A 12,804-nucleotide genomic window follows, 5' to 3' on the forward strand; every position below is an offset into this window, starting at 1 on the left:
AGAAAGCCGACCCCGGCAGCAGCTTTGAACTGGACGGTTTAGTTTCGTTTAGGGGGTACAACATGAAACCTGTCGTCGCTTCTCTCGCTATTTCTATGTTCATGGCTGGGTCGGCATCGGCCTCGCCGATCACGGCCTATGAGGTTCAGTCGGTCTTTGACGGCAACCAGGCCTATGGCGGCATTCTCGGAATGCTGTTCGAGGTCAATGAGACCGTTACCGTCCTGAGCCTTGGCGCCTTCGACGATGACGGCGACGGCATTGCCGGAACGCTGACTACGGAGCTTTGGTCGCGCACCGGCACCGTTGGCGATTCCATCCTCGCCGCGATGACCTTCACCGCCAATGACTATGGCACGCTGGAAGGCGGCAGCCGGTTCAAGGACCTTGTCGGCCCGCTTGTTCTCACGCCGGGATCCTACGCCATCGTTTCCTACGGCTACAGCGCGACCGACGAAAACGGGAACCGCAGTTCTCCCAACTGGATGGGCTCTCTTGCAACCAATGACGGCAATGGCGCGCTGAGTTTCGTCCGCGGCGGGCGCTACGGCGGCACGCCCGGCACGGGAATCGGCACGACCTACGACCCTGAGGTTCTGGGCCACGGCGATCCGTATGCCGCGGGCACCTTTACCTACGAGGTGGGTCTTACACCTTCGGTTCCCCTTCCGGTCAGCCTGCCTCTGCTTGCCGGCGGCGTGGCCCTGATCGGCGCCTTCGGGGGGCGGCGGAAATCCTGAACGGCCTTGGGCACGGCCTGATCCAAGCCCAGCGTTCGTGGAACCGTGCCCTGTGCATTGCCAGAACTGGTGCCGCAGCCTAAGGCTGCGGCATGGATACAACCTTTTACATCGGCGCCTTCGTCACGCTTTTCGTGATCGTCGATCCCGTGGGGCTCGCGCCGCTTTTCGTGGCCATCACGCAGGGCATGGACGGCGCCGCCCGCCGCGCCATCGCGTTTCGAGCGGCGGCCATTGCCGTTGGGCTTCTGACGCTCTTTGGCATTTTCGGCGAACAGGTTCTGGCCTTTGCCGGGATCTCGATGCCCGCCTTCCGCATAGCGGGCGGGATCCTTCTGTTCCTGACCGCCCTTGAGATGCTGTTCGAGCGACGCGCCAAGCGGCGCGAGGATCAGGCCCATGACGACCGGCCCGATCCCTCGGTCTTTCCGCTGGCCACGCCGCTGATTGCCGGGCCGGGCGCGATGGCCACGATGATCCTGTTGAACGGAGAGGTTGGCCGCGACCCGCTTGCCATGGTCCTGATCCATCTGGCGATGCTTGCCGTGATCGGTGTCGTGCTGCTGCTGTTTCTGTCGGCCGGGCTGATGGAGCGTGCCCTTGGCCGAACCGGAATCAATGTGGTGACGCGGCTTCTGGGCATGTTGCTGGCGGCCTTGTCGGTACAGTTCGTGCTCGACGGGTTACGGGATTTCGGCCTGGCCCCGTGACTGTCGCCTCGCGTTTCGGCATATGACTGCCTATATCCCATCGCGATACTTCTTTCCCGAAAGGAACGCCATGTCGGGCGACGACATCGGACGGTTGATCTATCTTGTGCTTCTGGGCTCGGCGATCGGGGGCTACTTCCTTGTGGCCAACCGTAACCGCCTGGGTCATGCGGCGCGCCACGCGCTGCTTTGGGGGCTGATCTTTCTGGGCGTGATCGCGGGGATCGGGCTGTGGTCCGACATCCGTCAGCAGGTCCTGCCGCGTCAGGCCGTCTTTTCCGAAGACGCCAGGGTGGAGGTGCCGCGCGCGCCGGACGGCCATTATTATGTGACGATCCTGGTGAACGGAAACCCGGTGCGCTTTGTCGTGGATACCGGTGCAACCGACGTCGTCCTGACCCAGAAGGATGCGCGCCGCGTGGGGCTCGACCCCGCCAAGCTGAACTATTTCGGCGAGGCCCGGACAGCAAACGGCGCCGTGGAAACCGCCCCCGTTCGGCTAAGAGAAATGCGCCTTGGCGCCATCACCGACCGGGACGTGCGCGCCTATGTCAATTCTGGCGAGATGCGCGAGTCGCTGCTGGGCATGGGATACCTGAACCGGTTCGAGCGGATCGAGGTGGTGCGCGACCGGATGATCCTGACGCGATAGCGCATCCGCGTGCACCGCGCCGGATCACGCTCAGGCGCCGCCGCTTTCCGCCTTCTTCTGCCACCGCCCCGACTCTTCAGACCAGTATTGCGCCGTCACGCCCGCCCCGGTCAGGGCCCGCCACTGGCCGCGGGCATGCTCAACCGCCGCGGGATCGTTGCCGCCGAAGAGAATGCACACCCGTTCAAGGGCGCCCGCCTCTTCCGGAGCAACGGCGGCCCCGTCCACGGCCATCACGCAAAGCGGGTTATTGGGGGCGTCCGCACCGGTCGTCAGCAGGACGGGCTGATCGGCGTCGAACCCCCGACCCGCGCGCCCGTGCGGCAGGAACCCCTCGCCCATCCAAAGCCGTTCATCCAGCCAGTCGAGCCGCGCTTCGTCCGTCCCGCGGACCACCACGCGCCAGCCCTGTGCCAGCGACTTTTCCAGAAGAACCGGCAAGGTCGCCTCAAGCGGGCGGCGCGTCAGGTGATAGAAAAGCGCGGCCCCCATCACCGCCCGGCCAGCGGGTCGTAGTCGCCGAAGGTCCACATATGGCCCTCTGGATCGGCAACCGAAAAGCTGTGCCCGCCATGATCGTGCGCGTCATAGGGCAGAACGATCTCGGCCCCGGCGTCCTTCGCACGTTCGTAGCGGTCAGCCACATCCGGAATCACGGCATAGATCGTCGTCGTCTCACGCCCGCCTGTGTCCTTGGGGTCGATCATGTGGTCGTCAAAGGCGCCACGCCCCCAAGGCCCGATCATCACGACCCCATCGCCGATGCGCAGCTCCGCATGGACCAGCGCCCCGTACTCATCACGATAGACGGCATGTTCGTCCAGCCCCAGCACGCCCGCCAGAAAGGCAAGCGCAGCCTCCGGGTTTCGATAGCGTCGCGCCGGTATGATCATGACTCACCTCCCGTTCAGGGACAGCATCTTACCACGCTCGTCAGGCTTCGAAACGGTCCGCAATCAAACGGTCCAGCGTCAGAACGCCCCACCCGGTCGCGCCCTTGGGGGCAAGGGCGGTTTCTTCCGACACCCGGGCCACACCGGCGATATCGAGATGGATCCACGGGCAGTCGTCCTTGACGAAGCGCTGCAGGAATTGCGCCGCGGTAATGGAGCCCCCGGCCCGCCCGCCCACGTTTTTCATGTCGGCCAGTTGCGATTTCAGCAGCCGGTCATAGGCATCGCCCAGCGGCATGCGCCACGCGCCTTCGCCCTCCTTCGCCGCGGCGGCAAGGAACGCGTTGCAGAGATCGTCGTCGTTGGAAAAGACCCCGGAATTGTAGTTGCCCAGCCCGATGATGATCGCGCCGGTCAGGGTGGCCAGGTCGATCATTGCGGCGGGGGCGAACCGCTCCTGCGCGTACCAAAGGACATCGGCCAGAACCAGTCGGCCCTCCGCATCGGTGTTGATGACCTCGACCGTGTCGCCCTTCATCGTCTTCACGATATCGCCGGGGCGCTGTGCCTTGCCGTCGGGCATGTTCTCGACAAGCCCGACCAGACCCACGACATTCGCCTTGGCCTTGCGCAGGGCCAGCGCCCGCATGACGCCGGACACGACCGCCGCGCCGCCCATGTCCATGGTCATCTCTTCCATGCCGGCGGCAGGCTTGATCGAGATGCCGCCAGTGTCGAACACGACCCCCTTGCCGACCAGCGCCAGCGGGGCGGCATCCTTTTCGCCACCGTTCCAGCGCATGACGACAACCTTGGACGGGCTTTCCGAGCCCTGTCCCACGGCCAGAAGCGTCCGCATGCCGAGCTTGCGCAGGTCCTCTTCCTCAAGGATCTCGACCTCAAGCCCCAGTTCCTGCATCGCGGCAAGCCGCGCGGCAAAGTCGTCCGTTGTCAGGATGTTGGCCGGTTCGTTGACCAGATCGCGGGTGAAGAACACCCCCTCGGCCAGGGCTGCCATCGGGCCGGCGGCGGCGGCGACCTCTTCGGGTTTCGTGGCCATCACGCGGACCTTGCCCGGTACGGTCGGCTCGGCGCTCTTGTGCGCATCGAAGGTGTAGGCCCTGAGGGCAAAGCCAAAGGCGATATCGGCAGCCCCCGCATTCGACCCCGCCAACAGCAATACATCCCCGCCCTTCATCAGTTTTGCCAGCGCTGCGCCCGCCTTGCGGGCCACGTCAGCCCCCGGCCGCTTTTCCAGCCGGACAACGTCCACCGCCTCCACGTCAAGCTGGGCCGGATAGGCCAGCGACGTGACATCACCGGGCGACATCTTTTCGAAGGCGGGGCTTTCGACAAACCGGGAAAGGGCGCCGCGGATCAGCTTGTTCACCCGCCGCGCCGAGGGGTCGAGCTTGCCATCCTCTCCCACGAAGACGGCCACACGGCCCGTCGCCGCATCGATCGCGTCAAGATCGGTTTCGGCAAAACTGATGGCGATGGGTGTGCTCATGATCCGGTTCCCTGTTCCGTCTTTCAATCCTCTCCTACCTAGCCGCCCGCCCAAGCCTTGACCAGATAGCAGTTTTCCCCCCGCGGGGATTGATCTAAGGTCCCGTCCGATCGGTAGTTTCCTTGGGGGCCTTTGTGCCGAGATTCGACAGATACCTGCTCGGGCAGCTGATCCTTCTGTTCGGCTTCTTCGGACTCGTGCTCATGTCGATCTACTGGATCAATCGTGGCGTGGTGCTGTTCGACCGCTTGATCTCCGATGGCCAGTCGGCATTCGTCTTCATGGAATTCGTTGCCCTGACGCTCCCGAATGTCACGCGCCTCGTCCTGCCGATAGCGGCCTTTGCTGCCACGCTTTATGCCGTGAACCGCATGAACCGCGAAAGCGAACTGGTGGTGATGCAGGCCGCGGGGTGCAGCCCGTGGCGCCTTGCCCGTCCGATCCTGATGTTTGGATGCCTCGTCGCGCTGATCATGGCTGTGCTGACGCATTTCGTCGTGCCCGCAAGCCGCGCACAGCTCAAACTCCGCGAAGACGAGATTTCCCAGAACATCTCCGGCCGGTTGCTGGTGGCCGGGCAGTTCCTGCACCCCATCGATGGCATCACGATCTTCATCCGCAAGATCGAAGCGGGTGGTGAAATCCACGATCTCTATCTGTCCGACCTGCGGACCGAGCCGGGCACAAACACGGCCTATACCGCGAAACGGGCGTTTCTAACCCGGGACGAGGCCGGACCGGCATTGGTGATGTTCGACGGGATGGCCCAGTCACTGAACGAGGCCGACCAGCGCCTGTCCCTGATATCGTTTGAGAATTTCGTCTTCCACCTTGGCAACCTGATTGAGACGCGCGGGCAACGGACCCTGCCGATCGAGACCCTTTCGACGGCCACCCTGCTGAAAGCCGATCCCAAGGTGATCAGGCGCGTCGGCGAATCCCGGGCCGCCTTTTTGTATGAGGGCCATGCCCGCACCGCCCAGCCGCTGCTGGCCGTGGCCGGGGCGCTGATCGGCTATGGTGCCCTGATGCTCGGCGCATATAGCCGGTTCGGGCTTGGGCGGCAGGTGGGCGTTGCCATCGTGCTGCTGCTGGCGCTGCAGCTTCTGGATAATACCGGGGGTGAACTGGCACGCCGGGATGCGCATCTCTGGCCATTGACCTATATGGCGCCCTTGGCGGGCATGGCCGTCGGCGCGCTGCTGATCTTTGCCGCAACCCGCCGCTGGGCACGGCCATCCGAACGGCGCGGGGCCAGCGCATGACCCTGCATCTCTACCTTGCCCGAAAATACACGCTGACCCTGGTCGCCATCATCGGTCTGTTCGGCGCGATCCTCGTCTTGCTGGGGATGGTCGATGAACTGCGCAACTTCGATATCGGCACCATCACCTTTTCCGATGCCTTGCGCCTTACCGCGCTCAAGGTTCCGGCAGACCTTTACCTGATCCTGCCGCTGATCGCCTTGCTGGCCACGCTTTCGATGTTCCTCGGGCTCGCGCGGACATCGGAACTTGTCGTCACGCGCGCCTCCGGACGGTCGGCCCTGCGCAGCGTGATCGCCCCCGCGGCGACGGCATTCACCTACGGCGTGATCGCAGTGGCGATCTTCAACCCGATCGTGGCCGTCACCTCGACCAAGTACGAACTTCTGTCGAACCGGTTCAAGGATGGTGAGGTCAACATCCTGTCGGTCAGCGACGAAGGCCTCTGGCTGCGGCAGGCCAGTCCTAAGGGACAAACGGTGATCCGCGCCGCCCGCGCAAACGCGGAAGGCACCCAGTTCTTCGATGTGACGTTCCTGAATTTTTCCAAGGACGGAACGCCGATCTGGCGCATCGAGGCGACGCGCGCTGATCTGACCCCGCAAGGCTGGGACGTGCGCGATGCCAAACGCTGGGACCTTGACCGGGACATCCCCAACCCCGAGGCCGCCGCGACCGTGGAAGAGCACCTTGTCGTGCCGTCCGACCTGACGCGCCAGCGCATTCGCGACAGCTTCGCCAGCCCGAACGCCGTTTCGATCTGGGATTTGCGCGACTTCATCGGCGAACTGGACCGCGCCGGTTTCGCCGCCCTGCCCCACCGGGTCTGGTTCCAGATGGAACTCGCGCTGCCGCTGATGATGGTGGCCATGGTGCTTGTCGGAGCCGCGCTGACCATGCGCCATGTCCGGTTCGGCAAGACCGGCCCGGTCGTCGTGTTGGCCTTCACCCTTGGCCTGACGCTCTTCTTCCTGCGCAACTTCGCGCAGGTGATGGGCGAAAACGGTCAGATCCCGGTGGCGCTTGCAGCGTGGAGCCCCCCGGCCGCCGGCATTCTGATGGCGTTGGGGCTGTTGCTGCATCTGGAGGATGGCTGATGCGTCGCACGCTTGCCCTGATGGCGCTTTGCATTCTGCCGTTCGCCGCAACGGCAGAGGAGACTAAACCGGACTTTGCCACCCTTGTTGCCGACAGTGTCAGCGTGGGGGACAACCGCCGGCTTGTCGCCACGGGCCATGTCGAGGTTCTTTACGGCGACATTCGCCTGACCGCGCCTCGCGTCGCCTATGACCGGGAAAACGACACGCTGTCGATCGACGGCCCGATCCGGGTGACCACGGAAAACGACACGGTGATTCTGGCCTCGGCCGCCGAGCTGTCGCCGGATCTGGCGGAGGGGATCCTCTATTCCGCCCGGATGGTCATGGACCGTGAATTGCAGATCGCAGCGGCAGACATCCAACGCATGGGGGGCCGCTATACGGTCCTGAACAAGACCGTCGCGTCGGTTTGCCGGATATGTTCGGAAAGCCAGGAACCGCTGTGGCAGATCCGGGCAGAGCGCGTGATCCATGACGAGGAACGCCAACGCCTGTTTTTCACCAATGCCAGGCTCGAACTTCTGGGCGTGCCGGTCTTCTACCTGCCCCGGCTCAGCATCCCCGATCCCAGTCTCAAGCGTGCGACGGGCTTTCTGTCGCCGAAGATCCGCACCAGCGACATCCTGGGTACGGGGGTCAAGATCCCCTATTTCATCGCCATTGGCGATCATCAGGACGTCACGCTGACCCCCTACGTTTCCGAAGAAACGCGAACGCTTGAATGGCGCTATCGGCGTGCCTTCCGCGCGGGCGATATCGAACTGAATGGCGCCTTTTCGAACGACGACCTGAAACAGACCAGTACCCGGGCCTTCTTGTTCGCCGAAGGCACGTTCGACCTGCCGAAGGACTTCACCCTCGAATTCGACCTGAAAATGGTGTCGGATCCGGACTATCTGTTCGACTACGACTTTTCCGACGACAACCGGCTGGAGAACACGATCTCGATCAACCGCACCCGGAAGGACGAATTGATCCAGGGCGACCTGGCTTACTTCGAACCGCTGCGCGATACCGCGACCGACAGCAGCAATCCGGCGCGGACGGGGGACGTTTCGTACCGGCGGCGGTTCGTCCCGCCCGTGATCGGCGGCATTGCCGGGTTCACATTGTCCGGTCGGGGCGCCTACCGGAATTCCAGCCAGGACACAGACGGCAGCGACTACGACAGCTATGGCGACGGGATGGATGTGACCCGCGTATCAGCGGGGCTCGACTGGCGCGGCGACCACGTCTTTTCAAATGGCATGGTGCTGGCGGCGATCGGTGCCGTGGATATGGACCTTTACTACGTCAACGACGACATCGAACTGGAAGGCACGCATACCCGCATCACGCCTGCCGCGGCGCTTGAGCTTCGTTGGCCCTTTGCGGCCTCCACCGCCTCTGGCGGGACGCATGTGCTGGAACCGCTGCTCCAACTGGCGTGGAGCGATCAGGACGACGGCAACATCCCGGACGAAGACAGCATCCTTCTGGAATTCGACGAGGCGAACCTGACAGCGCTCAGCCGGTTTCCCGGAGAAGACGCAAGGGAGGCCGGGCTGCGCGCCAGCATCGGTCTGGGCTGGACATGGACCGACCCGTCGGGCTGGTCCGTCGGCACGACCGTCGGCCGGATTCTGCGGGCCGAGGATCTGGGTCAGTTTTCGCAGGGCTCCGGCCTTGACGGCCTGACATCGGACTGGATGAGCGTCCTGCAACTCAGCCTGCCCAGCAATCTGTTGCTGTGGAACCGCACCTTGTTCGACGACAGCTACGATGTGACCAAGACCGACCTGCGTGTGAACTGGACGCCGGGCCGGTTTGCCCTGGGCACGTCCTATACATGGATCGCGCCAGACGCGTCCGTGGGACGCAATGACAAGGTATCGGAATGGGAACTGGAAGCGTCCTACCAGTTTCACGACTACTGGACCGGTCGCACCGATTGGCGCTACGACGCGGTGGAAAGAAACTACTACGATGCCGGCGTCGGCCTGATGTTCCAGAACGATTGCCTGACCGTGGACCTTTCGGTCTCGCGTCGTTTTTCAAGCTCGACTACACGTAGGGAGTCGACGGACTTTGCCCTTTTGGTTCAATTCGCCGGTTTCGGATCCAGCAGCAGCGGGACGGCTCAGGCCCGCCGCTGCACGCGGTTCTAGGACAGGTTCAGAACGGAGAACGAAAATGTTCCGACGGATGGTAACGGCTCTGCTGCTTGTCTTTCTCGGTGCGACAATGGCTGCGGCGCAGTCTGGCGGGCCGTTCGCGCCGCGCGTGATCGTCAATGACGAGGCGGTGACCAACTACGAGGTTCAGCAACGCGCGCGCTTTGTCGAACTGCTGGGCGCCACGTCGGATCCGCGGGAACTGGCGCTTGAAGGGCTGATCGAGGACCGGCTGCGCGACAGCGAGGCCAAGCGGCTCGGGATCACGCTCAGCGACGAGGAAGTCGCCAAGGGCATGGAAGAGTTCGCGGCGCGCGGCAACATGTCGGTGGACGAGTTCACCGCGGCCATCGGCCAGGCAGGCGTCGCGCCAGAGACGTTTCGCGATTTCGTCCGGTCGGGCCTTTTGTGGCGCAAGGTCGTGCGCGGCCGGTTCGGGCCCCGCGCACAGGTCACCGAAGCCGAGATCGACCGCGCACTGGCCAGCACCTCGGGCACCAGCGTCGCGACGGGCGCGCAGGTCCTGCTGTCAGAAATCGTGCTGCGCGCGGACACCCCCGAATACCGGGCCGAGTCGTCGGAACTTGCCGAACGTCTGCAACGAACGATCCGGTCCGAAAGCGCCTTCGCCGCTGCTGCGCGCCAATACTCGGCCGCGCAATCCCGGGCGCAGGGCGGCCGGATGGGATGGACGCCGCTGTCGAAGCTCCCCCCGCAGGTTGCGACGCAGGTTCTGACCCTCGGCCCCGGAGAAATCTCCGACCCGGTCGAGCTTCCCAATGCGATTGTCCTGTTCCAGTTGCGCGCGATCCGCGAAGCCGGCACCACGGCACCCAAGACGGTCTCGGTGGAATATGCCCGTTTCTTCATTCCCGGCGGGACCATGGCCGATGCCCTGCGCGTTCGCGGACGCGTCGACACCTGCGACGACCTGTATGCCGTCGCCAAGGGCCTGCCAGAGGACCGTCTACAACGGGAGGTGAAGCCGGTGGCGGACGTTCCCAAGGCCATCTCGAGCGAACTTTCCAATCTTGACGAGGGCGAGATTTCCTATGGGCTCAGCACGCCCGACATGGCCGTGGTTTTGATGATGTGCGGCCGCACGCCGGATCTGGGCGATGCCGAGATCGACCGGGACGCAGTCCGCCGGCAATTGGTGAACCAGCGCCTTTCGGGCTATGCCACCAGCTATCTTGCCGAATTGCGGGCCGATGCGATCATTCGCCAGCCATGACTGACAAACCCATCGCCATGAGCTGCGGGGAACCGGCCGGCGTCGGCCCCGAGATTGCCGCGAAGGCGTGGCAGGCCCTAGGCGCGCGCCTGCCGTTCTTCTGGATCGGCGACCCAGCCCACCTGCCAGAGGGCACACCGCATACCGAGATCCACGCCCCCGAAGAAGCGTTGCATGTGGCCGCCACGGCCCTACCGGTTTTGGCCCAGCCCTTTCCAGCCCCGGCGGTGCCGGGCCAGCCCCACCCTGAAAACGCCGCGGCCGTGATCGCGGCCATCGCGCGGGGCGTGGAACTTGTGCAGGACGGACATGCCAGCGCGCTTTGCACCGCGCCGATCCACAAGAAGGCGTTGCAGGACGGCGCCGGTTTCGCCCATCCCGGCCATACGGAATACCTTGCGCATCTGGCTGGGGTCGACCGCGTCGTAATGATGCTGGCCTGCGATGCGCTGAAGGTCGTGCCCGTGACGATCCACATCGCCATCGCCGATGTGCCGGGCGCTCTGACAGAGACGCTCTTGGAAGACACGCTGCGCATTACCGAGGCAGCGATGATCCGCGATTTCGGAATCGATGCGCCCCGGCTGGCCGTTGCCGGGCTGAACCCCCATGCAGGCGAAGGCGGCGCAATGGGGCGCGAAGAGATCGAGATGATCGACCCACTGTTGGACCGTCTGCGAGCGGAGGGGATGCGCCTGATCGGCCCCCGCTCTGCCGATACGATGTTCCACGAGGCCGCGCGGCAAACCTATGACGTCGCGGTCTGCATGTATCACGACCAGGCGCTGATCCCGATCAAGACGCTGGATTTCGCAAGCGGCGTGAACGTCACACTCGGGCTGCCCTTCATCAGAACGTCGCCGGACCACGGCACCGCCTTCGACATCGCGGGAACCGGGCGTGCCGATCCGACAAGCCTGATCGCGGCCCTTGAAATGGCCCACCGCATGAGCCGGGCGCGCGCAGGATGAGCGCCATCGACTCCCTGCCGCCCTTGCGGGAGGTGATCGCCACACACGGGCTTTCCGCGAAGAAGTCACTGGGCCAGAACTTCCTGCTGGACCTGAACCTGACCGCCAAGATCGCGCGGGCGGCTGGCGATCTGTCGGGCTGTGACGTGCTGGAGGTCGGCCCCGGCCCCGGCGGGCTGACACGCGGTCTGCTGGCTGAAGGCGCGCGGCATGTTCTGGCGGTCGAAAAGGACAGCCGCTGCCTGCCGGCGTTGGACGAGATCGCCGCCGCCTATCCGGACCGGCTGACAGTTCTGAACGCGGATGCGATGGACAGCGACGTGCTGACGCGCCTTACAGCGCCGATCAAGGTCGTCGCCAACCTGCCCTACAATGTGGGAACGGAATTGCTGGTACGCTGGCTGACCCCGCCTGCATGGCCGCCGGTCTGGGACAGCCTGACACTGATGTTCCAGCGCGAGGTGGCGGAACGGATCGTGGCCCAACCCGGCTCCAAGACCTATGGGCGTCTGGCGATTCTCGCGCAATGGCGGTGCGACGCGCGGATCGCGATGCGCCTGCCGCCGGAGGCGTTTACGCCGCCGCCCAAGGTCGCCTCTGCCGTCGTGCATCTGCGCGCCTTGCCAGAGCCGCGTTTCGAGGCCGACGCCGCCGTTCTGGAAAGAGTCGTGGCCGCGGCTTTCGGCCAGCGGCGCAAGATGCTGCGCGCCAGCCTGAAGGGCGTTATCCCCGATATCGAGAATGTGCTTGAATCTGTGGGGATCGCACCGACCGAACGTGCCGAGCAGGTTTCGGTCGAGCGTTTCTGTGCCCTTGCGCGCGCCGTCGCGGGCTGAGCGTCACTCGGCCGCTGGCGCCTCGGGCTGATCCTTCGGCGTCTCAGCGTCGGGTGCTTCGGCATCCTTGGCCTCGGGCGCGTCTCCACGCTGGGCCTCCGGCGCCGGTTCCGTTTGCGCCTTCGGCGCCCGCGGCTTGCGGGGACGGCGTGGTTTCGGCGCGGGCTTTTCTTCCGGCGTTTCGACCAGGGTGCTTTCGCCTTCGTCCTGGGGCAGGTCGATCACCTCGGCCGACACTTCGACAGGGGCATCGGTGGTCTCTTCCGCCGGGGCGCCATCTTGCTGCTGCGCGTCGTTCTCGGCTCGATCGCGGTTCCGCTCGCGGTTCTGGGCTTCCTGCTGCTCCCGGCGCGCATCCTGTTCGCGCTGCGCCTCGCCCAGAAGGCGGGCGTAATGTTCGGCGTGCTGCTGGAAATTCTCGGCGGCGACACGGTCGTTTGACAAATGCGCATCGCGAGCAAGCTGATTGTACTTGTCAATGATCTGCTGCGGCGTGCCGCGCACCTTGCCCTCGGGGCCCGAGCTGTCGAAGACCCGGTTGACGATGTTGCCCACCGAGCGCGAACGGTTCGACTTGTTGCGCGAACGTGACTTGGATGGTCTCATGCGATTTCTGGTTTCCAGCCTTATCTTGGCCTTGTCGGTGCGACGACGCGCAATAGCAGCGCCCTGTCCCATATCCGACCTGTGTCTGGCTTATCCTGCGCAAGGGGGCCATTCTTGGGCCCCGAAACAAGCGC

At 64.5% G+C, this 12,804-nt stretch carries 13 protein-coding genes; 9 read left to right on the forward strand and 4 right to left on the reverse strand.

Translation table 11 applies throughout. The features are described 5' to 3' along the window. The first annotated feature begins 62 nt into the window (after window positions 1-62). The 3 genes from RGUI_RS06810 to RGUI_RS06820 all read left to right on the forward strand — a co-directional run bounded on the left by RGUI_RS06810 (window position 63) and on the right by RGUI_RS06820 (window position 2,102). On the forward strand, window positions 63-740 hold the full coding sequence (locus tag RGUI_RS06810) for a hypothetical protein (protein WP_156882891.1): 678 nt from the start codon (window positions 63-65) through the stop codon (window positions 738-740). A gap of 92 nt (window positions 741-832) precedes the next feature. Continuing rightward, window positions 833-1,450, forward strand: a complete 618-nt coding sequence (locus RGUI_RS06815) for a MarC family protein (RefSeq protein WP_081532356.1) — start codon at window positions 833-835, stop codon at window positions 1,448-1,450. Between the two features lie 70 nt (window positions 1,451-1,520). Further along, window positions 1,521-2,102: a TIGR02281 family clan AA aspartic protease gene (locus RGUI_RS06820; protein ID WP_081532357.1), complete on the forward strand. Its 582-nt coding sequence runs from the start codon at window positions 1,521-1,523 to the stop codon at window positions 2,100-2,102. Window positions 2,103-2,132: 30 nt separating this feature from the next. Here RGUI_RS06820 and RGUI_RS06825 read toward each other — a convergent pair whose 3' ends face one another. Genes RGUI_RS06825 through RGUI_RS06835 form a run of 3 tightly spaced genes read right to left on the reverse strand, consistent with a single transcriptional unit; the run spans window position 2,133 to window position 4,505 of the window. After that, a complete protein-coding gene (locus tag RGUI_RS06825; RefSeq protein WP_081532358.1) occupies window positions 2,133-2,594 on the reverse strand; it encodes a DNA polymerase III subunit chi in 462 nt (153 codons plus the stop codon). Next, window positions 2,594-2,995 carry a VOC family protein gene (locus tag RGUI_RS06830; RefSeq protein ID WP_081532359.1) on the reverse strand — a complete coding sequence of 134 codons (402 nt, stop codon included), beginning with the start codon at window positions 2,993-2,995 and terminating at the stop codon, window positions 2,594-2,596. Before RGUI_RS06830 ends, RGUI_RS06825 begins: the two co-directional genes overlap by 1 nt. Window positions 2,996-3,035: 40 nt before the next feature. Then, on the reverse strand, window positions 3,036-4,505 hold the full coding sequence (locus RGUI_RS06835) for a leucyl aminopeptidase (RefSeq protein ID WP_081532360.1): 1,470 nt from the start codon (window positions 4,503-4,505) through the stop codon (window positions 3,036-3,038). A 134-nt stretch (window positions 4,506-4,639) separates the two neighbouring features. On the opposite strand from RGUI_RS06835, the gene lptF reads away from it, so the two are divergent. The 6 genes from lptF to rsmA are packed head-to-tail and all read left to right on the forward strand — an operon-like array spanning window position 4,640 to window position 12,064. Then, window positions 4,640-5,770 (forward strand): LPS export ABC transporter permease LptF, encoded by a 1,131-nt coding sequence (lptF, locus tag RGUI_RS06840; protein WP_081536000.1) that lies wholly within the window; start codon window positions 4,640-4,642, stop codon window positions 5,768-5,770. Continuing rightward, window positions 5,767-6,867 (forward strand): LPS export ABC transporter permease LptG, encoded by a 1,101-nt coding sequence (gene lptG, locus RGUI_RS06845; RefSeq protein WP_081532361.1) that lies wholly within the window; start codon window positions 5,767-5,769, stop codon window positions 6,865-6,867. The genes lptF and lptG overlap by 4 nt, the downstream gene beginning before the upstream one ends. Next, on the forward strand, window positions 6,867-9,017 hold the full coding sequence (locus RGUI_RS06850) for an LPS-assembly protein LptD (RefSeq protein WP_081532362.1): 2,151 nt from the start codon (window positions 6,867-6,869) through the stop codon (window positions 9,015-9,017). The genes lptG and RGUI_RS06850 overlap by 1 nt, the downstream gene beginning before the upstream one ends. 25 nt (window positions 9,018-9,042) lie before the next feature. Then, window positions 9,043-10,257 (forward strand): peptidylprolyl isomerase, encoded by a 1,215-nt coding sequence (locus RGUI_RS06855; protein ID WP_081532363.1) that lies wholly within the window; start codon window positions 9,043-9,045, stop codon window positions 10,255-10,257. Beyond that, window positions 10,254-11,228 (forward strand): 4-hydroxythreonine-4-phosphate dehydrogenase PdxA, encoded by a 975-nt coding sequence (gene pdxA / locus RGUI_RS06860; RefSeq protein WP_081532364.1) that lies wholly within the window; start codon window positions 10,254-10,256, stop codon window positions 11,226-11,228. The genes RGUI_RS06855 and pdxA overlap by 4 nt, the downstream gene beginning before the upstream one ends. After that, complete coding sequence (rsmA, locus tag RGUI_RS06865) at window positions 11,225-12,064, forward strand: 16S rRNA (adenine(1518)-N(6)/adenine(1519)-N(6))-dimethyltransferase RsmA (RefSeq protein ID WP_081532365.1); 840 nt, start codon at window positions 11,225-11,227, stop codon at window positions 12,062-12,064. The genes pdxA and rsmA overlap by 4 nt, the downstream gene beginning before the upstream one ends. A 3-nt stretch (window positions 12,065-12,067) precedes the next feature. Here the strand turns inward: rsmA and RGUI_RS06870 are convergent, their stop codons facing one another. After that, window positions 12,068-12,670 carry a DUF4167 domain-containing protein gene (locus RGUI_RS06870; RefSeq protein WP_081532366.1) on the reverse strand — a complete coding sequence of 201 codons (603 nt, stop codon included), beginning with the start codon at window positions 12,668-12,670 and terminating at the stop codon, window positions 12,068-12,070. Between the last annotated feature and the right edge of the window lie 134 nt (window positions 12,671-12,804).

The organism is Rhodovulum sp. P5, from assembly GCF_002079305.1.
Classification (GTDB): Bacteria; Pseudomonadota; Alphaproteobacteria; order Rhodobacterales; family Rhodobacteraceae; genus Rhodovulum.